A 23,667-nucleotide genomic window follows, 5' to 3' on the forward strand; every position below is an offset into this window, starting at 1 on the left:
CATGAATTTTACCTTATTCAAGCATGAGTTATTTGCCTCTCTTAAACTATTCACCATAATTATCGGTGTACTAATGCTATATATTGTCAGTGTAATTTATATGTATAACCCAGAAATGACGGATACACTAAAAAAATTAACAGAAACAATGCCTGAGATGATGGCAGCCTTTGGTATGACCAGCATTGGCGATACCTTGATAGAATTTCTCTCCACCTATTTATATGGATTTTTATTAATGATTCTTCCTTTGGTATTTTCTATCATGTTAGCCAATAAGCTCATCATGGGCTATATTGATAATGGTTCGATGGCATACTTAATCGCTACACCGAATACACGTTTTAAAATTGTCTTTACACAAGCACTATTTTTGATCATCAGTCTTTTTACACTCCTTGCTGTTACTACATTGGTCATGATTGTCTTTGCAGAAATATTATTCCCTAATGAGCTGGACATAACGGCCCTACTGCTGTTAAATTTCGGGCTATTTTTATTACACTTTGCCATTAGTGGGTTTTGCTTTCTTATGTCCTGCAGCACGAAAGATTTAAGAACATCCTATGCCTATAGTGCTGGCATTCCCATTGCCTTTTATCTGATTGAGGCACTAAGCAATATGGGTGGTTCACTAGACAAATTACAATACATTACAATCTATTCATTGTTCGATTCCGTTCAATTAATCCAACAAAATAGCTCTTGCTGGTGGATGCTAGGTACACTTTTCCTCATTGGCTTGCTTTGCTATAGTCTAGCAATTCGTTTTTTTGTAAAACGAGATTTACATCTCTAATTTCTAGCCGCTACAGATCCAGTGCTGTAGCGGTTTTCATTAAATAGTACCTACTACATTTCCTAAAAAACGTATTAATCGAAAATGTAGAGCGACCATTTCTTCTACCGTTAAGTTCTCGTTCCCCTTGTCCAACCACTCCTGAATGACCCCTAAAATGGCAGATGCTATAAAGGCTTGTAAGTATTGTTGAAACTCTGGATCCTGTGCTTCCTTGCGTATAAGCGATAATCTGTCCAAAATATGACTCCCAAAGATCATTTTCACCTTTTGTGTAAAGCTAGGGCTCCCCTGCTCTCCTAATAACATACGAAAAGCTGGTGCATGCTCTTTTATACATGTTATCACCTTGATAAATGGCTGATAGAGTTGCCCCATTTTTAAGGTTTGAAAAGCATCCAACGGCTGAACATGTTTGACATAGCGCTCTAACTCCATTAATAGCTCTTGCTGCAAATCCTCCATCACATCATATTTATCTGAATAATGTAAGTAAAACGTGCCACGATTAATTTCAGCTACAAACGCTAAATTCTTTACAGTCACACGCTCAAAGCCTACCTCCTCTACTTGTTGGATAAAAGCATTTTTAATGGCTTGCTTCGTTTCAAAATTCATTTTTTCATGTACAGACACATATTTCCCTCCATTTACTTAACACTTGCTGGCAAACTGTTGATTGTATTTGCTCACATGCTACCGTAAAATTTTTATCAAATCAACATTGTGTTCAGTGAAGGAGTGAGGACCATATGGGCAACCAGGCAATCTCTATTAAGTCTCTCGAAAAACGATTTCAACATAAGCAAGTTATTGCCCCCCTTTCTTTGGATGTTCCTAAGGGACAGTTAATGGGCTTACTCGGTCCGTCAGGCTGTGGTAAAACAACACTAATCAAAATGATTATGGGCATGCTGAAACCTGATCGTGGTGCTATTCAAGTATTAGATTTGAATGTTCCTCATAAACAATTATTAAATGACATTGGCTATATGGCACAATCAGATGCACTTTATACAGATTTAACTGGAGAAGAAAATCTACATTTTTTTGCAAAGCTTTATTCACTATCTAAAGCGGAACGAATAGAAAGAGTAGCCTATGCGGCAAGCCTCGTTCGTTTAACAGATGACTTACGACTAAAAGTAGAAAATTATTCGGGGGGAATGAAACGTCGATTATCTCTTGCTATTGCCCTTATTCAAAATCCTAAACTACTCATTTTGGATGAACCAACGGTGGGGATAGATCCTGTCTTAAAAAAGGAAATTTGGCAAGAACTGATTCGTTTAAAAGATCAAGAACAAAAAACCATTTTAGTGACGACGCATGCGATGGATGAAGCGGAAAGATGTGATCAATTGGCCATGCTGAGAAGTGGACATATTATTGCACAGGGTACCCCACAAGAGTTAAAAGATCATTATCAAGCAAAAGACTTTGATGAGGTGTTTGTAAAAGCTGGAGGTGACGTTCAATGAGAATAGGTGCTATCATCACAAGAATCATCCAACAAATGAAAAGAGATAGACGGACTCTTGCTTTATTGTTTTTAGCCCCACTTCTTGTCTTATCCTTAATGTATTTTATTTTCAATAGTGAAGAGGCTTCCGTCACACTTGTGGTCTCTAATGCGCCCGCCCCATTGATCGACAAATTAAAAGAGACTGATTTTACCATTATCGTGGACAATGATTTTTCAAAAAAACAGCTACAAGATAAAGAGTATAATGCTTGGCTAGCAGTAGAGCAAAATGTTAGGAAGTTAACTTTATTAAATGATGATCCTTCTCTGGCAAAGGCTTTAACGATGCAACTTGCTCAAATCTTACAGCCTACACAAGCCTCTATAGGCAGTATGAAAACGGACTATGTTTATGGTGATCAGGATACGGCTATTTTTGATATATTTAGTCCTATGCTCATTGGCTTCTTTGTTTTTTTCTTTGTTTTTTTAATTACGGGCATTGCCTTATTAAAGGAGCGTACTTCTGGCACATTGGAGCGTTTACTAGCGACACCGATTAAACGTTCAGAAATTGTAGCAGGCTATATGGTTGGCTATGGTTTATTTGCGTTCCTGCAAACAATTATTATCGTCTTGTTTGGTATTTATGTGCTCGATATTGTCCATGTAGGCTCCATCTGGCTTGTCCTACTCATCAATATGATGGTTGCTCTTGTCTCGTTATCCTTAGGTGCGTTGCTATCTAGCTTTGCTGCTTCAGAATTTCAAATGATGCAATTTATTCCGCTTGTTATTGTTCCTCAAGTGTTCTTTTCGGGTATTTTCCCGCTGGATAGTATGGCGGAATGGCTTCAAAACATTGGGCGTATCATGCCTCTATACTATGCTGCGGACGCATTGAATGGTGTGATGTATAAAGGTTATTCACTTTCTGATATTATAGTGAATCTCAGCATTCTTACTTGTTTTGCCATTGTTTTCATTACATTAAATATGATCAGTTTAAAAAAATATCGTTCGTTGTAATCAATCCTTAAAAGTTCTGCTATTTGAAAAGCAGAACTTTTTTATGTAACTGAAATAACTAAAAACAGGAAATATAACCAATTTAATTGAAGTGAATGGTCGATTTTCATTATAATTATTTTATGGAGAAGAATTATCCAAAAATAAAGGTGTGTGAAGATGACTACTATTTTGGAAGTACAAAACATCTGTAAACAATACAATGGGAAAACAATTTTAGAGAATGTATCGTTTTCAATTGCGTCCAATCAAATCATTGCTCTAGTGGGGAAAAACGGTTCTGGAAAAAGCACCTTACTCAAGATTATTGCAGCATTCATTAAACCAGACAGTGGTTCTATTGTGAAGCATAAAACGTCTTTAAAAGCTGGCTATGTACCAGAAATAACTCCTTCTCATATTTTATTTACACCTCAAGAATATCTTTATCACATGGGCTGTATACGAGGTATGGCTAAAAAGCAGCTTTTGCAGAAGATAGAAGAATTACTTGAGATGTTTCAACTAAAAGAGGAAAAAAATACAAGGATTGTCCATTTCTCTAAAGGGATGAAGCAAAAGGTGATGATTATGCAGGCGATGCTAGAAGAAACTGATCTACTGATAATGGATGAACCATTGTCAGGACTTGATGCCAAGGCACAAAATGATTTCGAACAAATCTTAGCTAAAGTAAGAAGCAAAGGTCTCACTATCCTCTTAACCTGTCATGAAACCAAATTACTTGAAAAGCTTGTAGACTCCGTTTTACTTATTCAAGAGAATGCGATCATTCAGATAAAGGAATTCGATCGTAATCCAACACATCGATTAATTTTTGAGATTGCTAGCCTGTCATTACTCGATGAAATCATACCTTCTATGGAGATTCAACAAAAACAACTTTTAGTGAATGGACATTATGAAATAGTGACGATTGTTCCAGCAAAGGATTCAGATCAAATTTTACTGAAATTATTACAACACAATGCTTCAATTAAATATTTAGCGACTGTCCACTACAAAAAAGAACAATTCTCTTCTCATTTTTGAAAGGAGGAATCGAAAAAGATGAGCAGTTTAGTACGTTATCAATTGATAAATTATTTAAGAACCTATCACTACGTTCCACCTTTTACAATCTTCATTCTATGTCTTATCGTTAATTATACTTTTGTCCCTAACCCAATATTAGATAGTTATTCATTTACATCTCTTGTGCTCTTTTTTTTAATGGGCTGGTTTACTGTTACATTATTTCATGCTGAAGATGAAGGACAAAAAATGATTACTACCCTTCATACGAGAAAAACAATAGACTACAATTTAGGGATATTCATCATTTGTGGGCTGCTTGCCTTTAGCCTAAGCTGTGTTTCTGTCATCTATCCAATCCTAATAGAGGCATTTTTTGAGAAGCCCAAACTATTACATATTTTACTAGGTTTCTTGTCTCATTTTAGTTTATCGTTACTTGCCATTGCACTCACTGCTTTATTTACTAGGGAACTCGTGAAAAATAGGCGAAATACGTGGTGGGGTGTAATAGGCATCCTTATTATTTCTGTCGTGATCGCTACTTTAAAAGATTCTATTCTAACTGGACTTCTTTGGTTACTTCCTCCTCTTCATTTTTCATTAGAAATGATGAGTGTGGGCGATCAAATTGAAGTTATACCCAACGTTTTTTATTGGCAATACACATGGATTATAATTTATGCATTCCTTATCATTGTTTTGTTTTTTTTCCTAGTCAACCGAAGAAAATGATTTAGACATCTTACTAAGGAGAGATAGTATGTATGAGCAACGGGAACATCAAAGTACTAATTGTTGAAGACGAAAATGATATAGCTAATATTATAAGGGACTACTTAAGTGTTAATCAGTTCGATTCACATATTGTTCGAACAGGTCATGAAGCAATCCATTATTTGCAAGAATCTAACCCTGATTTCATTATCCTTGATCTTTCTCTACCCGATTGTGATGGCATTGAAATATGTCGTAAAATCCGTGAAAACAGCAATGTTGCCATTCTTATTTTAAGTGCTCGAGGAAGTGATACAGATAAAGTACTGGGATTAGGTTTTGGAGCAGATGATTATATGACAAAACCGTTCTCTCTAAGTGAACTTGTCGCAAGAATTAACGCTCATTTACGAAGACAGGATAGATGGCTTCAGCATAATGGACGGCATATGGGAGGAGATGTCATTCACATAGATAATATGGTCATAAATAAACAGGAATATATTTTTTTACGTGATAGCAAGCCAATACCACTGTCAGCAAAAGAGTTTGAACTGCTATTTTTCCTAGCTAAAAATAGAAATCAAGTTTTCTCTAAAGGTCAGTTACTTGATGCCGTTTGGGGTTATGAGACCTATGGAGATGAAAATACAATTACAGTTTATATTAGAAGGCTTCGAGAAAAAATTGAAGTCAGCCCTTCTCATCCTGTTTATCTTCAAACGGTTTGGGGAGTCGGTTATAAATTCAGTACACCCAATCACTCATAGGAGAATCAAATGCACCTAAAAAATTGGATGAATAAGTGGGTATGGACTCTATTAATCTGTGTTGTACTATTGTTTATCGTTGTCCTTTCACTATACTTTGCAGCAGAAACTTCTCAAGAAGAATCACAAGATAAATATGTTATTAATCAAATTCGTTTATCAGTAAATCCATTATTATTGTACATAGAAGATCATTTTCCAAATTTCGCATTAGATTCAGCTGTACGTAGCACGCTACAACAAATGAGTGATGACAAGAATATTGATATTACAGTAGTTCAACTAGATGGAACAGTAAGTTACACTTCAATTAAGAATGATGTTTCAACTACTATTCATATTAAACATGATATACATTATGATTTATTTACCTCACAACAAGAGCCTGGAAAGATTAATATAGCCTTTCCGATTATGAATGGAGAAAGTAATGAACAGATAGGTAATGCTATTTTTTCCCTGAACAAGGACATTCTCTTTCCTTTAAAACAGACGAATTCCAACTCGATTCTTTTATTCGTCTTTATTGGCTTCTTGAGCCTTTTGATCATTTGCCTTGCCCTATTCATAGTAAGGAAAGTTCATAAAGATATTTTAAAGCCTTTAGATGAGCTAAAGGACAACACAGAGGAAATTGTAAAAGGAAATTACGAACAAATTACCATCCACTCGAAAATGGATGAGATTGGTGAATTGTATGCAGTATTTGATCAAATGCGAGTAGAGATTAAACAGTTAGCCATCCAGCACAATGAACAAGAGCAAACTCAAAAGAAGCTCATTTCTAATATATCTCATGAAGTAAGAACTCCCTTAACCACAATCAAAGCATATTTAGACGCTATTTCAGAGGGGATTTGTCGAGATGAAGACTCGCTTATGGCCTATATTCAAATCATGCAGTCCAATACGGATAAGATGTCGAGGCTAGTTGATGATTTATTTATTCATACCTTAAAGGAGCTTGGTCATATCCCGATCCATTTAAAAGAGCAATATAGCCAAGACGTTCTTACAAACATTCTGAAACCAATTCAATATTATGTCCAAACAACAAATATTCATTTTATAAGACCTACTAGGATTCCTAATGTCCTTATTCTAGTAGATGCTGATCGACTAGAGCAGGTGATCTCCAACCTTATTACCAATGCGTTAAAGCATTCTTCTCATGAAGATACCATCACCATTACTACCTATATCGAAAATCAATCACTCTATATCCAAGTAATAGATACTGGTAATGGAATGCTTCCCGAAGATATGCCATTTATTTTTGAACGTTACTTTAGAGGTCGGCAGCCTGGAAGTGAATCAGTCATTAAAAATGAAGGCGCAGGACTTGGCCTATCCATTTGTCAGCATATTATGGAAGCGCACCATGGGTCCATTTCATTTCATAGTAAGCCTAATGAAGGCACTACCTTTACACTTATACTCCCCATCTCGTAAAAAGACTCCCGTTTTAGGAAGTCTTTTTTTCTTTCAACGTTCTTTTCTTATATGCTAAAAAGAAAGAAAGGGTAAGTATACTACCAAAAAATGAATCGATAATACGGACAACCCATATTCCATAACTTTCCAAAGGAATGGCTTTAGTAAGCTGCCATAGACATACATATCCGAGCGTTAAAACCGCTAGTAAACTCCAAAAAATAATTTTTTTCCGTGGCGATATAGCTGGTGTTTTTTTATCTTTGCTTAAAGTTGCTCTGTAATATACATATCCAAAGATTAACACAATGCCAAACAACGTACTCCCGTGTTGTAGAAATTTATAAATCGGTATTTGATAGCCAAAGAAAGTATATGTTTGAGTAAGAACTCGAAGTTTTGTCACCATAAGCCCATTTTGATGTGTAAATGAATCCCATATGACATGTGTTAACATGCCCAGCAATGCAGAGTAGCCAAAAACAAATACTTTCCATATGTTATTTCCTGCAATTTGATGGCTTTCTGTAGCTTGTAAAAACTCTGGTAAATGACTCATGATTGGCTGTTGGATAAACCGTTGATAAATCAAATAGATGAAAAGAACGAGTGGCAGATTGAATAAAAAGAACCCTGCAAAGGTATGACCAATCTCCCCTATCGGCCGACCTCTTAAAAAATATTCAAAATCTGGAGCCATACTTCCTAAAACTAATGCAGAAAAATGAATATATTTACTTTTTCGAGAAAAAGGTAAGACTGCCGCTGGATGAGCAAATGTTAAGGGCATATCTCAAACCTCCTTATTTATTACATCTATTAAATCGCATATTATAACGTTTACTATTAAGAAAGGTTACTCTGTCTGTAAGAATTTATTAATAATTTCATAAGGACTTACTAATAATTACATATTACACTAAAGAAAATGAGTTAAGGAGGCCTTATCATGGAAAAAGAGATACTGATTCGAGCCCAAAATTTATGTAAAACCTATGCAACCGGCAGCGAACAATTCCATGCTATTAAGAATATGAATGTCGACATTTATAAAGGGGATTTCACCGTTATTATGGGGAATTCTGGTTCTGGTAAATCAACGCTTCTTTATCTTTTAAGTGGGCTTGATGCCCTTACAGCAGGTGAAGTTTATTTTCAAGGAGAAAAACTTGATACCTTTTCTGAACGAAAGTTAGCTACTTTGCGTTCACAGAAGGTTGGCTATATCTATCAAAGTAGCAATCTCATTCCAGATATGACGCTACTAGAGAATATTGCTCTTCCTGGATACATCGCGAAAAAAAATAAAAAGGAAGTCATACAAAAAGCGGAGCAACTACTAAGTTTAATGGGACTTGAAAAGCAACGAAATCGATTACCCTCTCAAACATCAGGTGGACAGCAACAAAGAGCTGCCATTGCTAGAGCGTTGGTCAACAATCCTGAAGTGTTATTTGCAGATGAGCCTACGGGTAGTTTAAATTTTGATCAAGGTGTAGCAGTATTAGATACCTTAACGAATTTAAATAGAAATGGGCAATCCATTGTCATGATTACACATGATATGAAGGCAGCTTGTCGTGCGAATCGTCTAATCATCATTCAGGATGGAAAAATAGATGGGATCTTAAACTTTGAAAAATATGAACATACCAGCATACAAGAACGGGAACACATTATCTTTTCTTATGTTGCCGGGAAGGAGTAAAAAATGTACGCGATTATAACCCTTTGCTCTTCCTATATAAGAAAACGGAAAATACAAAATGGACTGATGGTTGTCCTTATTTTTTTATCAACACTTTTACTGGCGACTTCTGTCACTATACTGACCAATACAAACAATATTTTTGAAAAAGCCCATCATGATTCAAATGGTGCCCATCAAATTTTAACAATGGGTAACAATATTCATAACCCGATTGCTGTAAACGAATGGTGGCAGGAGCAACCAGGCGTGACTACTTCTAGTCTCATACCCTATAGAAATTTATCTAGATTTACCTTCAATGGGAAAGAAATATCCAATATCTATTTATTTATGATGAATACGCCAAATACACCGTTTATGATTGATCAATTACTATTTTCTGAGGGTGAAAAGCAACTCTCTCCTCCTAAGGGTACCATTTGGATTCCCACATCATTGGCATCAAGCGCTACCATTTCGCTCGGTGATGCAATTGAATTTCATACAGGTGAGAGCACGTTTAATTTAACAGTGTCAGGTATTGTGGTTGATATGCCATACGGAGGCCCTTTTACAACAAATGCTCGTATCTGGATGAACAATACTGATTATCAACAGCATTTAGCAACCATGACAGGTTCTGATCAGTACATGATGGCATTACGCTTTAATGACTATCAGCAAAACACCAATTATTGGGGTGATTTTGAAAAGTATCTGCAGGGACCTTATCTTGAATCTAAAATGGAATATGAAGAAATAGCTTCTTTTTATTTGATCATTAATAAAATCATTGACTTTATTATGATCGCCTTTGGTATAGCTATGCTTTTGGTTTCCTTGTTTGTTATTGGTTTTAGCATTTCCGATGCCATTTTAACGAATTACAGAACAATAGGCGTTATCAAATCATTGGGTCTTTCTTCTCGAGAGATAAGTATCACTTACGTATTACAATTCGGCTTGTTATCTGCTGTCGCGATTATACCTGGCATCATCATTAGTAAATTCCTTTCCAGAATAATTATAGAAAGCTCCTTATCTTATATGAAGGCAGGAAATCATTTAACCATACATCAAGATACTCTACTTAACATAGTGATTGCTCTCATCTTATTTGGCATTGTGCTACTCACTGCCTATTTCTACTCACACAAGGCGCGAAATGTAGAGCCTGTTCAAGCCATCAAATATGGGATGTCAGAAAGTGCAAATAGTAAAATGAATCGGCGCAGAAACAGCTCGAATAGATTATTTCGATTAAGCAGTCTACCGATTCAACTTCAAATTGGTCTAAAAAGTATCACAAAAAACATAAAAAGTTCCATTCTTGTTATTGCACTTACTTCCATTACGTCTGCCATACTAGTCTTTAGTGTAGTCATATTAAATAGCTTTATTTCCATCAAAGAAACATCTCCTTCATGGGGATATGATGCCTCACATGTAGTCGTAACTGTATCTAATAAAGAAACCTTTACAAAACAACAATTTGAAGATTTTTTAATGGCTGATGAACGGGTTAAAGATCATGCATGGCTTGATCAATTCACAGGCATACTTCCTAATGACAGCCATCCCCCATTAAATATTAATGTCAATGTGATTGAGGGTAGCTTTGATGGCGCTGGCTATGTGACAATGTCTGGCCGTAATCCAATCAGTAAGAACGAAATCGCGATTGGACTCAATGTCGCTCGCGCTTTAAATAAAAATATAGGCGATATGGTAGAAGTTTATCTTGAGGGGAAACCGCATTTTCTTATTGTGACCGGAATCTATCAATCGATAGCAAATATGTCGAATTCAGCAAGGATTACAGCAGAGGTTATTAAAGTTTATAATACTACCTACACTACTTCAGAAGTAAGTATGATTAATCTTTTAGATGAAACAATCGCTACGCCATTCGTTGAGGATTTAAATACGCACTTTAAAAGTTCAGTATCAGCTGTCACACAACAGCTATTATTAGATGCCGTCTTTAAAGAAGTCGTGGCCGTTTTAGTCATTCCCCTTTCAATCGTTGGTATTTTATTTATCATCGTAACCTGCATCATTATTTTTAGTGTATCACGAATTAATGTTAGAAAAGAAAGTAGCACGTATGGCATTTATAAATCAATTGGAATGACCTCAACAAATATTAGATGGTCGATTACAATCGGTATTTTACTTCTATCCATAATGGGTGCATTAGCAGGAATCTTTATCGGGATAAAATTAATTCCTCTTGCACTTCAGTCAATTATTTTAGATTATGGCTTACTCGAACTACCGCTTGTTATAAACTGGCCAACAAGTATCGGTATAAGCTTTGTAAGTGTAATAGCTGCCATTTTTGGCGGCTGGATTTCGACCAAAATAATTGCTAAAACGTCGCCTCGCATATTAATTGTTGAATAAATAAATTTGGCCCCTACTAGTTTAGGGGCCTTTTAATCATTCAAAAAAATTCTCTTCAGATAGCACGACGATATTGTTTCTTCGAAGCAATGCCGTAGTTACTCCTTCGCCAGCTAATTTTGTTCCATTAAACGCACCGTTATAAATCTTTGCACTGCCACAGGATGGGCTATATTCCTTTAAAATGACATGAGTTGCCCCTACCTCAAGTGCTTTTTGTAAGGTTGCATAGGCTCCCTTCAGATATAAATCTGTGACATCTCGTCCAGAACTTTCAACCACTGTTGCGTTGCCATCAAGTACATCTTGTCCATTGCCACCTACAATTTCAGCCGGTTCGCGGGGCGTTGAAAAGCCTCCCATCAGCTCTGGGCAAACCGTGACAGCTTTATTTTCTAACACGAGCTTTTGTATTTTTTCATCTAGACTGTTTGTGCCATTATAACGAACATTTAAACCTGCTAAGCAAGCACTTATTAAAATCATCGTTTTCTCACTCCCTCTACTATCTTTATTCCACTATAACACGCATGCTACAATAATTTTATGAAGACCAAGGGAGGAGATAGAATGCCTGATCCTATTTTGATTTTACCTTATACAGATGAATGGGCTAAGGAATTTCATAGCATAGGCTGTCAATTGCGGGAGGCCTTAGGAAATAGAGCGCTGAGAATTGATCATATTGGCTCAACCGCTGTAGCAGGGTTAGCAGCAAAACCTGTAATTGATATACAAATATCCGTTGCATCGTTTACACCATTGGCAGCATTTAAAATTCCATTAGAATCTCTAGGTTTTAGTTATCGAGCAGAAAATACAGACAAGTCTAAACGCTATTTTCGAGAGGCTCTAGGAGATAGACGAGTACATATTCATGTTCGACAGGCTGGTAGTTGGGCAGAGCAGCTAGCCTTATTATTTCGAGATTTTTTGCGCTGTCATCCAGATTACTGTCATCGCTATGAGCAGGTAAAATATGAATTGGCTAAGAAATACCAATATAATCGTCAACACTATACAAAATCTAAAGAACCGATTATATGGGAAATTTTAAAACAAGCAAATCATTGGAGTCAGCAGACTGCCTGGTCTCCTGCCAATTCAGATAACTAAAGAAAAGGAGGAACAAACTTGGCTGAATTTACAATTTGTTTTCTGAAGAAGGGAGATTATATCCTTTTATTGAATAGAGATAAGCCTCAGTGGATGGGCGCATGGAATGGTGTTGGTGGCAAAATTGAACAGGATGAAACACCATTAGCTGGTGCCTTACGAGAAATTAAAGAAGAAACAGGCATTACGGTTGAGGATATTACCTATAAGGGTAAAATAACCTGGACAGATGGGGTTGTTAACTATGGCTGTATGTATGCGTTTATAGCGGAACTACCTGAATCTTTTCCCTATGTAACACCGATAAAGGTTGCTGAGGGCATTCTTGATTGGAAGGAGCTTACTTGGATTTTACACCCTGAAAATGTAGGTATTGCGGACTTAAAATATTATTTACCTAAGATGCTCAATGAATCAGCAAACTATGATTATATTTTTACATATCAAGATAAGAAATTAGTCAATATCTCTTCAGCACCAATTGAACAAACATCGACTGTCTAATAATAAATAAGCCTCGTCCATGCAATAGGTGCATAACGAGGCTTGTTTTTAGAATCTTGGTTGTGCAAAGCGCATTCTGCACATCGACCAATTTAAGCTTGTAGTTTGGATTTTATCATGTATTTCCCATAAGCTATCCACGATTCGCAATTCAACATTGCGCTCCAATAATGCTTTAGCTATATCATTGATCTCTGAGACATGGATGGGTATTTGTGTTATTTCACTCGTATAATAGCCCGCAATATCATCCTGTAAAGTGAATCCTTTACTATCAAACTCATATAGGTAAAGACTTGTAGTTTTCAATACTTCTAACCACTTGTTTTCTATGACCACTACATGTGAAGCTTGAGATAGATATTGCTGTCTGTCCTGCTCTGTTGTTTGATCTCCTGCATGAAAGCAGACACGCGGACAATCTCTTGGCGTTAAATAGTTTGGCAGGCATTTTTCGCTGATTGTCCATACTAGCTCTTTTTTGGCATCTAAATCTGGTCGCTCAGGCAGTCGAGGATGAAAAATCATAATAGTAGGGTCTTCACTGACATGAAATAAACGCATGGGTACTTCTCCTTTATTTCCTTAATTTAAAAACAATAAAATCTGCACAATGCAAATCTTCCACAAATTGAGGATACTTCTTTAGCATGTCTTGTGATGGCTTGGGCTCTTCCATAGCATCAATCGTAAATCCAGCTTGCCTAATTGCTTGCACATAGCTTGTTAATGTTCGATGGTATAGAACTATCGGTGGGTCAGCATCTAGCTGGTGATACTCCCCTTCATAAAAATAACGTTGGACTTTCCAGTATTGTTGATCTAGCTGCTCATGTCTCATCCATCCACTATTTGGTGTCACAAAGCATGGGTGTAAAATCGAAAAAATAAAAGTGCTATTAGGTTTTAATAATCGAAACATCTCACATAGAGCAGCCTGATAATCCTCTAAATCTTGGAGAACCATATTTGAAACAATACCATCAAATTGTTCATCTGCTAAAAAGGATAAATTTTCACAATTCCCGTGTAAAAATTGAATAGCTTCCTGCTGTGGTGTTCTTTCCATAGCAATGTCTAGCATTTTTTGTGAAAAATCAACAGCTGTTACTCTTGCACCCTTCTTTACCAGTAATCTGCTTAAATAGCCTTCTCCACATCCTGCATCTAATAGATGGTTTCCATCTATCTCACCTAGCAAAGAAAAGATGGTTGGATTTAACAGTACGACACGATGAATATCCCCCTGCTCATCGTAGTTTGCTGTATACCTTTCCGCATATCGATTCCAGCGTTGAATAGCTTGTTCTGTGTTCATTTACAGTCCCCATTTCAAAGTAAAATCGTAACGTTACGTCCTGTGTGCACTTGTCTATTTTTCCATATAAAGAAAAAAATATATAGACTTTTATTTTATTTTTTAATATCATATAGATAGAGGCACGGCTTCTTTAAGTAAATGATAAAGCCAGAAATCCAAATAGGATTTCTGGCTTTTATGCGTTATATAGAAATTGTATGTTCAGCAACAGCTTCTTTTTTTACAGTTAACCATCTACCAATTACCATAACGAGCAATGCAAGAAACACAATGACACCAGCAAATATAAGTGCTGCTTTATAGCTACTATAAACTTCAACCAGTTTTCCTGCGATGATCGGTCCGATAATTTGTCCAAAAGCATAAAAGGTTGTTAATAAAGAAACAACGAATCCGCTCTTTGTCGGGAATAGCTGTCGTGCATAGGAAGTAGTTAGCGTGACAATACCTACAAAGGTTAGACCGAATAAAAACGATGCTAGTAAAACGCTCCATACCGTTTGTGCAAAAACAGGTAACAGGATACCAACCACTTGCAGTATGTACGCCACAAACAAAATTTTTATAGCTGAAAACTTCTCTAATAAGACCGTCCAAACAGGAGCTGATGGGATAGCCGCTAGCCCCACAATGACCCAGCTATAGGAAGAGTAAGCTTGAAGAGAAGGAATATTATGAATAATATCGACTAAAAAAGTACCTGTAATAATATAGCCTAACCCCTCTAAGCCATAGGATAAAATCAACCATGGCATAAAACCCTTTGTCATTTTTGTATCAAGAGATTTCGTAACTTTTGTGCTGTCCTGCACCACTAAACTTCTCCATAAATAAGAGGTAATAAATAAAAAAATTGCTGATAAAATCCCTAAGCCTAACCATGTACCCTGCCAAGCAAATCTTGCTTCTATAGCAGGTACACATAAACCTGAAATAGCAATCCCTAAGCCTATTCCACTAAATACATAGCCAGACCATCGTGATAATGAATGCTTCGCCAAGTAATCCATAATAATACTCGATGTTAACACAAAAATAAGGCCCCCTGTAATGCCCGCAATTAAACGCAGAACTAGCCAGACACTATACACTTCTATTAAGCCCATTAATATAACAGATAGGACATTGGTAACAACACTTGCCATTAAAACATTTTTACGTTGTCGATAAATGAACCCTGCCCATAATGCGCCAATGAAATAACCAATATAATTGCTTGAAGCTAAAAACCCAGCCACTTCCAATGAAAATCCTACATCATGACGCATAAAGGGTAGAATCGGTGTGAAGGCAAATCGACTAATCCCCATTGCAACAACCAATAACAAAATTCCTCCAAAGACAATTCCTACATGTTGTCGATTCATGATGAACCCCCCTCTCATATATTCTATTGTAATTAAAAGGATACAGAGCGCAAATTAATAAATCTAATATATAATGTATATAAAATCATAAAAAAAATTTATGAAAGGTGTAATGACATGAATTTACATGCTCTACGTTTATTTACAAAGGTGGCTGAACTCAATAGTGTTTCCAAAGCGGCACAGACACTTATGATTAGTCAGCCTGCTGTAACCATTCAAATTCGAAATTTAGAGAAAGAACTAGGCTTGACACTGCTAGAAGCCAAAGGTAGGGGCATTTCGCTAACACAAAATGGTACTTTTTTATACAAACAGGCACAGCGCTTATTTGATCTAGAATCTGATATTGAAAATAAAGTTGAACAGCTTAAAAATACGGGCAATGAAGAACTGCAAATTGCCTCCACGCATGTTCCCTCCCATTTTTTACTACCTAAATGGTTAGCTCAATTTAAACAAGTTTATCCAGCAACACATATTCATTTAAAGACCGCCAATTCCCAGCAAGTGATTGAGGATTTACTCCATTATAAAGCTGATTTAGCTTTTATCGTCAAAGAAGATGGACATCATGCTGATATTAATTATCAATTTCTAATGAATTTGGATTATTGGTTTATTGTGCCGTACAATCATCATCTGGCAGGTCAAACAGTGTCCCTTGCAGAACTTATGCAGCAGCCCTTCGTCACAAGAGAGGATGGTAGTTCCACAAAAGAATACTTAAATGCCCTATGTAAAGTGCATAAAATTCCTCCACCGAAAGTAGGTTTACAACTAGACGGGATTAATGAATCCATACATGCCATTGCGGCAGGTTTTGGTACAATGCTAGCACCATCCATAGCAGCTTCTAGCTTTATTCTACAGCAGCAAGTTGCCCGCGTTTTTATTAAGGACATTGATATTCAACGACCGATTTACCTTTGTACAAGAAAAAATGAATTGCATCACTCCACATCCTTTAATAATTTTCTTCACATCATCAATGAATCGATCATATAGAAAGAAGGCACTCTCAAATAGGTGCCTTCTTTTATTATCTATCAACGCTTGTCAAAGCTGTAAAAATGTAGTTAAAAAGGTGCATATGTTTCTTTAGTCACCATACTAATATTCGTTTTTTTGTAGACTTAATAGTTTTTATAGCCTATAATAATCCGTGTTATTATCAATAAACGAACATTAAGGTGGTTTTTATGTCTGAATATACGCATATTTTCAAAGGAACAGCTTTTACTAGTAAATCTGCTACTGACGTTCACATTTTAAAAGATTATTTATTTTTCATTAATGCTGACGGCATGATTGTTAAAACTGTCGCTCCTGAACAAGCTGATTACCAACAACTCTTAATTACATATCAAGATCAAAATAACTTCCATGTATTAGCTGAAGGGCAATATTTCCTACCGGGATTTGTCGATTTGCATGTACATGCACCTCAATGGGCACAATCTGGGACAGCTTTAGACATTCCTCTTTACGATTGGTTAAACACATATACTTTCCCTATCGAATCAAAATTCTCCGATTTAGCATTTGCTCAAGAAGTTTATGAGGATTTAGTAAGCACACTACTTGCCAATGGTACAACTACAACATTATATTTTGCGACGGTTCATAAGGAGGCCAGTGTACTTTTAGCGAAAATCTGTGCTGAAAAGGGACAGCGAGGATTAGTCGGAAAAGTAGTCATGGACGATCCTGAACAGAATCCTGATTTTTATCGAGATGAAAACACAAAAACCGCATTAGAGGATACGGAGGAATTTATTTTAGCTGTAAAAAATTTAGCCAAAACGACTAAACAGGGTGTTTATCCTGTTGTCACTCCCCGCTTTATTCCAAGCTGTACAGACGGTGCCTTAAAGGGTTTGGGTGAATTAGCTGCGAAATATGATACACATATTCAATCACACTGTAGTGAAAGTGACTGGGAGCACAGCTACGTCAAAGAACGATTCAACAAAAATGATGCCGCCGCCTTACATGACTTTGGTTTGTTAGGTGATAAATCTGTCATGGCTCATTGTAATTTCTTAAGCGATGAGGATGCCAGATTATTTGCTGAAACTGGCACTGCCATAGGCCATTGTCCAATCTCTAATGCCTATTTTGCTAACAGCGTGATTCCAATCGCCCGCTTTCATGCAATGGGCGTTGATATTGGACTAGGTTCAGATGTTTCAGGCGGATTTTCTCCAAGTCTTTTTGATAATGCAAGACAAGCTGTTATGTCATCAAGAATGCTAGAGGATGGTGTAGATACAACCATTTCCGCCGAAAAACGTGGTGTCCCAAATTCACGCATTACAATAAATGAGGCCTTCTATCTTGCGACAGCTGGTGGTGGAGAAAGCTTAAGTCTTCCAATTGGCCGTTTACAGGAAAACTATACATGGGATGTACAAATTATCGATACAAAAATTCCTACTGCTAGGCTTCCGATTTTTGATCAAAATGAAGATTTACACGATATATTCCAAAAAATCATGTATCTTGTACGCCCCGAAAATATCCGCGAGGTATGGGTGCAAGGAAATAAAGTTCATACGAGAGGCTAATCATTCTCTTATTCTCTAATAAAAATCTATTATTTTGAGGTGTACAACTTCGTGGAAACACAACATAGAAAACTAACTAATCAAACAACAAAACAAACACAATTAACCGTGTTACCAGATGAAAAAATTTCGTTTGGTCAGTCTGCTCTACTCGGTTTACAGCATGTTATGGCTATGGATGTTTATGTGGTGCCCTTTTTAATTGCCATGCTAATCGGTCTACAAACTGGTCAGGCAAGCGCCTTGATTCAATCAACCTTTATTGCAGCTGGGGTCGCGACGATTGTGCAAACACATTTTTGTATGAAATTACCGATGGCACAAGGTCCATCCTATGTTCCACTTGGTGCCATTGTTGGGATCTATGCAGCAAGTGGTAGTGGAGATTTAGGTTGGAGTACTGTGCTAGGTGCTAGTTTAATTGGAGCCATTTTGGTTATTATTTTAGGCTATACAGGTATCTTCAATAAAATTGTCCAAACATTTATTCCACCAATTGTTGGTGGAACGATTATCTTTGTGGTTGGACTGTCCTTAATGCCTGTTGGTTTAAGTGATAATATTTTTAATGGAGCAGGTGCATCCATAAATCAAAACATTTATTTAGCCCTGATCTCAGCATTCGTGTTAATTATTTGTGTCATGTTAGGTACAGTCTTCCATCAAAAAGGACGTCTATTCCGAATTGCTTCTGTCATCATCGCCTTAATTGCTGGTAGTATCGCAGCAAATATCATGGGTGTTTTAGATTTATCTCCTGTATCGCAAGCTAAATGGTTTAGCATGCCACAAATTCCATTTGCAGATTTTAGTTTTAGCTTTAATTTTTCTGCTATTATCACCATGGTCATTATATATATTGTCTTAATGGCTGAAACAACAGGAACATGGTTTGCCATTAGCAATGTCATCGACCAACCTTTAACAAATAAACAAATTAACCGTGGTGTGATTGGTGAAGGAATTGGCTGCTTTATTGCTTCTTTACTTGGCTCCACTCCTGTTACTGGTTATTCTACTAATGCAGGTGTGATCTCTATCACTGGGATTGCGAGCCGTCGTGTCTTTATAGCAGCAGGTATTTGGTTTATCGTCTTCGGCTTCTCTGGTAAACTAGCAGCACTCATCTCAGCAATTCCTTCAGCTGTTATTGGTGGTGTATTTGTGATCGTCTGCGGCATAATAGCTATTAGTGGTTTACAGGTCATGAAAAATGAACATATTGGCGAAAAGGAAATGTATGTCATCGCGATTCCTGTTATTTTAACGTTAGCATTGACATTATTGCCTGACGATTTCCTGTATTCCTTACCTACAACCGTGCAGTATTTATTTGGTTCGCCTATTGCAACCGCTGCGCTCGTAGCGATTGTCCTTAATAAAATTTTACCACGCTCAAAATAGTAGCTATCTACAACGCACAGCATCTTTAGTCCATTCGGATTGTAGGTGCTGTGTCTATTTATTTTCTAAAATTTCTGTTTCCTTCCCTATAAATCTGTTATACTAGAGCAAAAAAGTAGGGATTAGAATGGACTATGATGTCATAATAGTTGGTGCTGGCTCCATGGGGATGGCGGCTGGTTACTATTTAGCAAAGGAAGGAAAAAATGTACTTATGCTAGATGCCTTTACGCCACCACATGAAGAAGGTAGTCATCATGGGGATACAAGAATCATTCGCTTTGCTTATGGTGAGGGAGCTAGCTATGTACCTTTTGTAAAAAGAGCTGGCGAGCTTTGGCAAGAGCTAGAGTCTTTAGCAAATGAAAGCTTATTTATACAAACTGGTGTAGTTAATATTGGAGAGCCAACATGTGCCTTCATTCAAAATGTGAAGGCTAGTGCTGCGCTCTATAATTTAGCACTTGAACACTATTCACCTGCTGAAGCGATGAACAAATGGCCAGGGTTATACTTGCCAAATAATTTAGTTGCTTGCTTTGAACCTACAGCTGGTGTCCTTCGTGTTGAAGCATGTATCCAAGCCTATAAAAAATTAGCCTTAGAGGCAGGGGCAAGCCTCCGAGCCAATGAAAAAGTATTGGCTATCCAAGCTGGTGATATTGTACAGGTACAAACAATACATAATAGCTATAAAGCAAAGCAATTAATAGTAACGGCGGGTGCATGGGCAACAGAGTTACTACAAACAGTAGACGTGAGCATACCCGTCACACCAACGCGGAAAACCTTTGCATGGTTTGAGGCAGATGAGCAGCTGTATCGTGATGAAGTTTTCCCAGCCTACTGCTTTGAATTTGCCGATTCAACCTACTACGGTTTTCCAAGTATTAATGGAGTGGGGTTAAAGCTTGGACGACACGATGGTGGTGATGTGGTTAATCCAAACGATCCTCTACGTCCGTTTGATGCATCTGATGCTGTTGACTTACAAAACTTTATTGATCAGTTTATGCCTCAGCATGGAACGCTTAAATACGGAAAAACATGTAAGTATTCGATGACACCAGATGAAGATTTCATTATCGACTTTTTACCTGAACATCAGAATATTGTGATTGCTGCAGGTTTTTCTGGTCATGGCTTTAAATTTAGTAGTGCCGTTGGGGAAGCTCTTGCAGATTTAATTGTAGAAGGCAAAAGTAAACAAGATTTATCTACCTTTCAACTTAGTCGATTTTAGCAAAAAAAGGATTGGTACAACGGTTAGTCGTTGCACCAATCCTTTATTTTGATAACATCGTTTGAAACTCTTGCCAATCATATAAACGTGGAAGATTTACATGCTGATTATAAGATTGATTCTTTAAGATTACCTTAGTTGTCACATCATGAAGTGTCTCAAGTACTGCTGGTTTATCATCTACATAAATATCTAAAGCCAGCTCTTTTATAATGGCTACTTTTTCTGCATCTTGCATGCCACAAAAAAAATGACTGTCTGTTATTGGAAAGCCCTGTGCTTCCATCCAAGCTTTTGTTTGCCCACAATATTGTTTTGGACGAGATGTGATATAGTAAATGTCATGTCCCTGCTCTGCTAAAGCTTGGAGGGCTTTTAAAGCACCATCAAAAGATGGACAATCCGTAAAATAGATCTCTTCCAATACGCTATTCCACATGGCAGAACCTTCCTCGTTTGTTAATCCAAAAGGTTCATGAATTTCTACTCGTTGTATTGCTTGAAAGGTTTCAAAGGAAACCTTTTTGCCAAGCTTTTTATTATAAAGTGAAAAGGCATGTGCTCGTAAATCAATTAATGTGTCATCTATATCAAAGCCAAACTTCATCTAGTTGTTCGTCCTTTCACGAAGCCTTATTTATAAAGTTAGAAGCAAATGTCTGCTCTTTTTCAATTTGTTTTGCTAATACTTCCTCAATGGCTTGCTCACGCATTTGTTGAAAATATTGTACGTTAAATTGTGCTAATGTGTCTTTTTTTAGCAATGATGCAAGACAATCTGCATCTTTTAGTGCACTATTCAGCCCAAACGCGCCTGTTGGTGTCATTGTGTGAACGGCGTCTCCTAGTAAGACAAGGCCCTTTGTCCCCCAACTATTACAATGGCTACTAAAGACATCAAGCAAAACAAAATCCTGCCAGGAAGTTATCTGTGCCTGCACTGTCTTCGTTAATGCTGGAAATGCCTCCACAAGCTGCTGGATAAAGGGTGTAAATGCTAGTTTTCGAAGCTGAGGGAAACTACCTTGCTCAATATTCCAGCCTATTTGAAGATAACCACCAACTTGTGTAAACAATGACAGCTGCTTATTATCGATGAGTGCCATTTTTATAGATGGTTCCCAATCTGCTGGTGCAGGAATTTTAGCCCACAGTAAATCAAAGCCATGCTTCTGTTTCTGAACATCTATATGTGCTTGCTTACGAATCGTAGAATAACGACCATCCGCACCGATAATTAACTGACTATCGATTTTTATAGAGTCTCCGTTTTTTATCGCCATAACGCCCCTATAATGACCAGTAGCATCCGCAATCAGCTTTGTAACCTTTGTATGTAGCAGACATGTAAAGTTAGGAAACAGCTGTGCTTTTTGTAAAATTCCTTTTAATAAATTTGCCTGTGGTACATGAATGCCTAAATGTCCTACGGCTTCATCTGGAAGAATTGTTTTAAATGCTCTGCCACCAGCATAATACTCAAGCTTCTCCATTCGTAATATACCGAGTGCCTCAACTGCTTCGAAAAGATGGTGGCTTTTTAAAACAGCCTCCCCTTCCTCATTTAAATGCTCGCCACGAAATGCCTGACCAAGCGCTACATTTTGCTCTAATAAAATCACTGACAGCCCATTTTTAGCAAGTAGGTAGGATAATAATGCACCAGCAGGCCCTGCCCCTACTATACAGACATCTGCTTGATAGTTCATTTTGCTTCAACCTGCTTTGGATAAGCAATAATACGCAAATCCTCGCCTATTTTATCAAATGAAGCAAACTCAACATTCCATGCCTCATGCATGAGAGAGGGATTATAGCCAGCAAACGGCGTTAACGATAGATTTCCACCCAAAACTTTAGGCGCTATATATACTACATATTTATCGATTGCACCTTGCTGTAAAAAGGAAGCATTCATTTTACTTCCACCTTCTAGCAAAATATCTGTTATGCCATGTATATAAAGCTTTTCAAGCATTTCATCAATCTGTAATCCATATTCATTTTTTTGTACCGGTAAAACTGTAACACCTTTTTCTGTAAATAAATGAATCTTTTCTTGGCTTACGTCGTCACTACAAACAAGAATCGTTGGTGCATCCTCTGTATTCAAGACATTCGCATTGTCAGGTGTACGTAGAGAACTATCCATAATAATACGTGTCGGATTTTTTCCATATCCTTCCTTAAGCCTTGTTGTTAAAGAAGGATTATCAGCAATGACTGTGCCCACACCAACTAGAATTCCATCTACTTCATGACGAATATTGTGAACATCCTCACGGGCAACCTCTCCAGTTACCCATTTTGAATGTCCTGTATGCGTAGCAATTTTCCCATCTAAAGTCATAGCAAATTTTGAAATAACAAAAGGACGGTGCGTAAGCATATTATGAATAAAACGCTCATTTAAACGGCGCGCTTGTTGCTCTAAAACCCCTACTTCCACCACTATTCCTGCATCTTGTAGCAATTGTATGCCACGACCTGCTACAGCTGGATTTGGATCCTGCATAGCAACTACCACTCGACTGACACCAGATTCCTTCACTAAATTGGCACAAGGAGGTGTCTTACCGTAATGTGAACAAGGCTCTAACGTTACATATAACGTAGCACCCAGTGCATGCTCTCCAGCCATTCGAAAAGCATGCACTTCAGCATGTGGTTCCCCTGCTTTTCTGTGTAAACCTGTGCCTACAATCACACCGTTCTTCACGATTACAGCCCCAACAAGTGGATTAGGGTTCGTATTTCCTTTAGCACTAGCTGCTAAATCCAAAGCCAGTTGCATATACTTTTCATCTATATTCATCAT

Annotated in this window: 24 protein-coding genes; 15 read left to right on the forward strand and 9 right to left on the reverse strand. The window is 37.2% G+C overall.

The window, feature by feature from the left end; translation table 11 throughout:
* Position 1: 1 nt before the first annotated feature.
* Complete coding sequence (locus NY607_RS04535; RefSeq protein ID WP_175400711.1) at positions 2-799, forward strand: ABC transporter permease subunit; 798 nt, start codon at positions 2-4, stop codon at positions 797-799.
* A 39-nt stretch (positions 800-838) separates the two neighbouring features.
* Here NY607_RS04535 and NY607_RS04540 read toward each other — a convergent pair whose 3' ends face one another.
* Entirely contained in the window at positions 839-1,435 is a 597-nt protein-coding gene (locus tag NY607_RS04540) for a TetR/AcrR family transcriptional regulator (protein WP_237899887.1), read from the reverse strand.
* Between the two features lie 116 nt (positions 1,436-1,551).
* On the opposite strand from NY607_RS04540, the gene NY607_RS04545 reads away from it, so the two are divergent.
* From NY607_RS04545 to NY607_RS04570, 6 genes are all read left to right on the forward strand, one after another.
* Complete coding sequence (locus NY607_RS04545; RefSeq protein WP_131519583.1) at positions 1,552-2,280, forward strand: ABC transporter ATP-binding protein; 729 nt, start codon at positions 1,552-1,554, stop codon at positions 2,278-2,280.
* Complete coding sequence (locus NY607_RS04550) at positions 2,277-3,293, forward strand: ABC transporter permease (protein WP_131519582.1); 1,017 nt, start codon at positions 2,277-2,279, stop codon at positions 3,291-3,293. The genes NY607_RS04545 and NY607_RS04550 overlap by 4 nt, the downstream gene beginning before the upstream one ends.
* A 159-nt stretch (positions 3,294-3,452) precedes the next feature.
* Positions 3,453-4,325 carry an ABC transporter ATP-binding protein gene (locus NY607_RS04555; RefSeq protein ID WP_259419224.1) on the forward strand — a complete coding sequence of 291 codons (873 nt, stop codon included), beginning with the start codon at positions 3,453-3,455 and terminating at the stop codon, positions 4,323-4,325.
* A gap of 18 nt (positions 4,326-4,343) precedes the next feature.
* A complete protein-coding gene (locus NY607_RS04560; protein WP_112117598.1) occupies positions 4,344-5,042 on the forward strand; it encodes an ABC transporter permease in 699 nt (232 codons plus the stop codon).
* A gap of 32 nt (positions 5,043-5,074) precedes the next feature.
* The gene (locus NY607_RS04565; protein WP_259419225.1) at positions 5,075-5,794 is read left to right on the forward strand and encodes a response regulator transcription factor; all 720 of its coding nucleotides are present in this window, start codon (positions 5,075-5,077) and stop codon (positions 5,792-5,794) included.
* Positions 5,795-5,803: 9 nt separating this feature from the next.
* Positions 5,804-7,246 (forward strand): sensor histidine kinase, encoded by a 1,443-nt coding sequence (locus NY607_RS04570; RefSeq protein ID WP_259419226.1) that lies wholly within the window; start codon positions 5,804-5,806, stop codon positions 7,244-7,246.
* Positions 7,247-7,259: 13 nt separating this feature from the next.
* Here the strand turns inward: NY607_RS04570 and NY607_RS04575 are convergent, their stop codons facing one another.
* Positions 7,260-8,018 (reverse strand): DUF4184 family protein, encoded by a 759-nt coding sequence (locus NY607_RS04575; protein WP_259419227.1) that lies wholly within the window; start codon positions 8,016-8,018, stop codon positions 7,260-7,262.
* A gap of 159 nt (positions 8,019-8,177) precedes the next feature.
* Here NY607_RS04575 and NY607_RS04580 point away from each other — a divergent pair, with 159 nt between their 5' ends.
* Together NY607_RS04580 and NY607_RS04585 are read left to right on the forward strand one after the other, a co-directional pair.
* Entirely contained in the window at positions 8,178-8,936 is a 759-nt protein-coding gene (locus NY607_RS04580) for an ABC transporter ATP-binding protein (protein ID WP_131519578.1), read from the forward strand.
* A 3-nt stretch (positions 8,937-8,939) separates the two neighbouring features.
* Positions 8,940-11,324, forward strand: a complete 2,385-nt coding sequence (locus NY607_RS04585; protein WP_259419228.1) for an ABC transporter permease — start codon at positions 8,940-8,942, stop codon at positions 11,322-11,324.
* A 36-nt stretch (positions 11,325-11,360) separates the two neighbouring features.
* Here the strand turns inward: NY607_RS04585 and NY607_RS04590 are convergent, their stop codons facing one another.
* Positions 11,361-11,810 carry a 2-thiouracil desulfurase family protein gene (locus NY607_RS04590; protein WP_066036629.1) on the reverse strand — a complete coding sequence of 150 codons (450 nt, stop codon included), beginning with the start codon at positions 11,808-11,810 and terminating at the stop codon, positions 11,361-11,363.
* An 84-nt stretch (positions 11,811-11,894) separates the two neighbouring features.
* On the opposite strand from NY607_RS04590, the gene NY607_RS04595 reads away from it, so the two are divergent.
* Together NY607_RS04595 and NY607_RS04600 are read left to right on the forward strand one after the other, a co-directional pair.
* Positions 11,895-12,440, forward strand: coding sequence for a GrpB family protein (locus NY607_RS04595; RefSeq protein ID WP_259419229.1), 546 nt, complete (start codon positions 11,895-11,897; stop codon positions 12,438-12,440).
* 18 nt (positions 12,441-12,458) lie between these two features.
* The gene (locus NY607_RS04600; RefSeq protein WP_259419230.1) at positions 12,459-12,944 is read left to right on the forward strand and encodes an NUDIX hydrolase; all 486 of its coding nucleotides are present in this window, start codon (positions 12,459-12,461) and stop codon (positions 12,942-12,944) included.
* Between the two features lie 48 nt (positions 12,945-12,992).
* Here NY607_RS04600 and NY607_RS04605 read toward each other — a convergent pair whose 3' ends face one another.
* The 3 genes from NY607_RS04605 to NY607_RS04615 all read right to left on the reverse strand — a co-directional run bounded on the left by NY607_RS04605 (position 12,993) and on the right by NY607_RS04615 (position 15,632).
* Positions 12,993-13,508 carry a DUF6886 family protein gene (locus tag NY607_RS04605; RefSeq protein WP_259419231.1) on the reverse strand — a complete coding sequence of 172 codons (516 nt, stop codon included), beginning with the start codon at positions 13,506-13,508 and terminating at the stop codon, positions 12,993-12,995.
* Positions 13,509-13,521: 13 nt separating this feature from the next.
* Complete coding sequence (locus tag NY607_RS04610) at positions 13,522-14,262, reverse strand: class I SAM-dependent methyltransferase (protein WP_131519574.1); 741 nt, start codon at positions 14,260-14,262, stop codon at positions 13,522-13,524.
* Between the two features lie 185 nt (positions 14,263-14,447).
* Positions 14,448-15,632 (reverse strand): YbfB/YjiJ family MFS transporter, encoded by a 1,185-nt coding sequence (locus tag NY607_RS04615; protein ID WP_259419232.1) that lies wholly within the window; start codon positions 15,630-15,632, stop codon positions 14,448-14,450.
* A gap of 117 nt (positions 15,633-15,749) precedes the next feature.
* Here NY607_RS04615 and NY607_RS04620 point away from each other — a divergent pair, with 117 nt between their 5' ends.
* From NY607_RS04620 to solA, 4 genes are all read left to right on the forward strand, one after another.
* Positions 15,750-16,640: a LysR family transcriptional regulator gene (locus NY607_RS04620; RefSeq protein WP_131519573.1), complete on the forward strand. Its 891-nt coding sequence runs from the start codon at positions 15,750-15,752 to the stop codon at positions 16,638-16,640.
* A 194-nt stretch (positions 16,641-16,834) separates the two neighbouring features.
* Complete coding sequence (guaD, locus tag NY607_RS04625; RefSeq protein ID WP_259419233.1) at positions 16,835-18,202, forward strand: guanine deaminase; 1,368 nt, start codon at positions 16,835-16,837, stop codon at positions 18,200-18,202.
* A 51-nt stretch (positions 18,203-18,253) separates the two neighbouring features.
* Positions 18,254-19,606 (forward strand): uracil-xanthine permease family protein, encoded by a 1,353-nt coding sequence (locus NY607_RS04630; RefSeq protein WP_259419234.1) that lies wholly within the window; start codon positions 18,254-18,256, stop codon positions 19,604-19,606.
* Positions 19,607-19,733: 127 nt separating this feature from the next.
* On the forward strand, positions 19,734-20,849 hold the full coding sequence (solA, locus tag NY607_RS04635) for an N-methyl-L-tryptophan oxidase (protein WP_259419235.1): 1,116 nt from the start codon (positions 19,734-19,736) through the stop codon (positions 20,847-20,849).
* A gap of 43 nt (positions 20,850-20,892) precedes the next feature.
* Here the strand turns inward: solA and NY607_RS04640 are convergent, their stop codons facing one another.
* The 3 genes from NY607_RS04640 to ribD are packed head-to-tail and all read right to left on the reverse strand — an operon-like array spanning position 20,893 to position 23,667.
* Positions 20,893-21,456 carry a 5' nucleotidase, NT5C type gene (locus NY607_RS04640; RefSeq protein ID WP_131519569.1) on the reverse strand — a complete coding sequence of 188 codons (564 nt, stop codon included), beginning with the start codon at positions 21,454-21,456 and terminating at the stop codon, positions 20,893-20,895.
* Positions 21,457-21,472: 16 nt separating this feature from the next.
* A complete protein-coding gene (locus NY607_RS04645) occupies positions 21,473-22,558 on the reverse strand; it encodes an FAD-dependent monooxygenase (protein WP_131519568.1) in 1,086 nt (361 codons plus the stop codon).
* Positions 22,555-23,667: a bifunctional diaminohydroxyphosphoribosylaminopyrimidine deaminase/5-amino-6-(5-phosphoribosylamino)uracil reductase RibD gene (gene ribD / locus NY607_RS04650; protein ID WP_259419236.1), complete on the reverse strand. Its 1,113-nt coding sequence runs from the start codon at positions 23,665-23,667 to the stop codon at positions 22,555-22,557. Before ribD ends, NY607_RS04645 begins: the two co-directional genes overlap by 4 nt.

Origin of the sequence: Lysinibacillus sp. A4, from assembly GCF_024919535.1 — a bacterium.
GTDB lineage: Bacteria > Bacillota > Bacilli > Bacillales_A > Planococcaceae > Lysinibacillus > Lysinibacillus capsici.

Coding starts and splice junctions, on each gene's coding strand:
- NY607_RS04575 (WP_259419227.1), bottom strand. CDS start 8,018: ATGCCCTTAACATTTGCTCATCCAGCGGCAGTCTTACCTTTTTCTCGA.
- NY607_RS04640 (WP_131519569.1), bottom strand. CDS start 21,456: ATGAAGTTTGGCTTTGATATAGATGACACATTAATTGATTTACGAGCA.
- NY607_RS04560 (WP_112117598.1), top strand. CDS start 4,344: ATGAGCAGTTTAGTACGTTATCAATTGATAAATTATTTAAGAACCTAT.
- NY607_RS04595 (WP_259419229.1), top strand. CDS start 11,895: ATGCCTGATCCTATTTTGATTTTACCTTATACAGATGAATGGGCTAAG.
- NY607_RS04550 (WP_131519582.1), top strand. CDS start 2,277: ATGAGAATAGGTGCTATCATCACAAGAATCATCCAACAAATGAAAAGA.
- NY607_RS04580 (WP_131519578.1), top strand. CDS start 8,178: ATGGAAAAAGAGATACTGATTCGAGCCCAAAATTTATGTAAAACCTAT.
- NY607_RS04570 (WP_259419226.1), top strand. CDS start 5,804: ATGCACCTAAAAAATTGGATGAATAAGTGGGTATGGACTCTATTAATC.
- guaD (WP_259419233.1), top strand. CDS start 16,835: ATGTCTGAATATACGCATATTTTCAAAGGAACAGCTTTTACTAGTAAA.
- NY607_RS04620 (WP_131519573.1), top strand. CDS start 15,750: ATGAATTTACATGCTCTACGTTTATTTACAAAGGTGGCTGAACTCAAT.
- NY607_RS04555 (WP_259419224.1), top strand. CDS start 3,453: ATGACTACTATTTTGGAAGTACAAAACATCTGTAAACAATACAATGGG.
- NY607_RS04565 (WP_259419225.1), top strand. CDS start 5,075: ATGAGCAACGGGAACATCAAAGTACTAATTGTTGAAGACGAAAATGAT.
- NY607_RS04615 (WP_259419232.1), bottom strand. CDS start 15,632: ATGAATCGACAACATGTAGGAATTGTCTTTGGAGGAATTTTGTTATTG.
- NY607_RS04585 (WP_259419228.1), top strand. CDS start 8,940: ATGTACGCGATTATAACCCTTTGCTCTTCCTATATAAGAAAACGGAAA.
- NY607_RS04610 (WP_131519574.1), bottom strand. CDS start 14,262: ATGAACACAGAACAAGCTATTCAACGCTGGAATCGATATGCGGAAAGG.
- NY607_RS04605 (WP_259419231.1), bottom strand. CDS start 13,508: ATGCGTTTATTTCATGTCAGTGAAGACCCTACTATTATGATTTTTCAT.
- NY607_RS04535 (WP_175400711.1), top strand. CDS start 2: ATGAATTTTACCTTATTCAAGCATGAGTTATTTGCCTCTCTTAAACTA.
- NY607_RS04545 (WP_131519583.1), top strand. CDS start 1,552: ATGGGCAACCAGGCAATCTCTATTAAGTCTCTCGAAAAACGATTTCAA.
- NY607_RS04645 (WP_131519568.1), bottom strand. CDS start 22,558: ATGAACTATCAAGCAGATGTCTGTATAGTAGGGGCAGGGCCTGCTGGT.
- solA (WP_259419235.1), top strand. CDS start 19,734: ATGGACTATGATGTCATAATAGTTGGTGCTGGCTCCATGGGGATGGCG.
- ribD (WP_259419236.1), bottom strand. CDS start 23,667: ATGATGAATATAGATGAAAAGTATATGCAACTGGCTTTGGATTTAGCA.
- NY607_RS04590 (WP_066036629.1), bottom strand. CDS start 11,810: ATGATTTTAATAAGTGCTTGCTTAGCAGGTTTAAATGTTCGTTATAAT.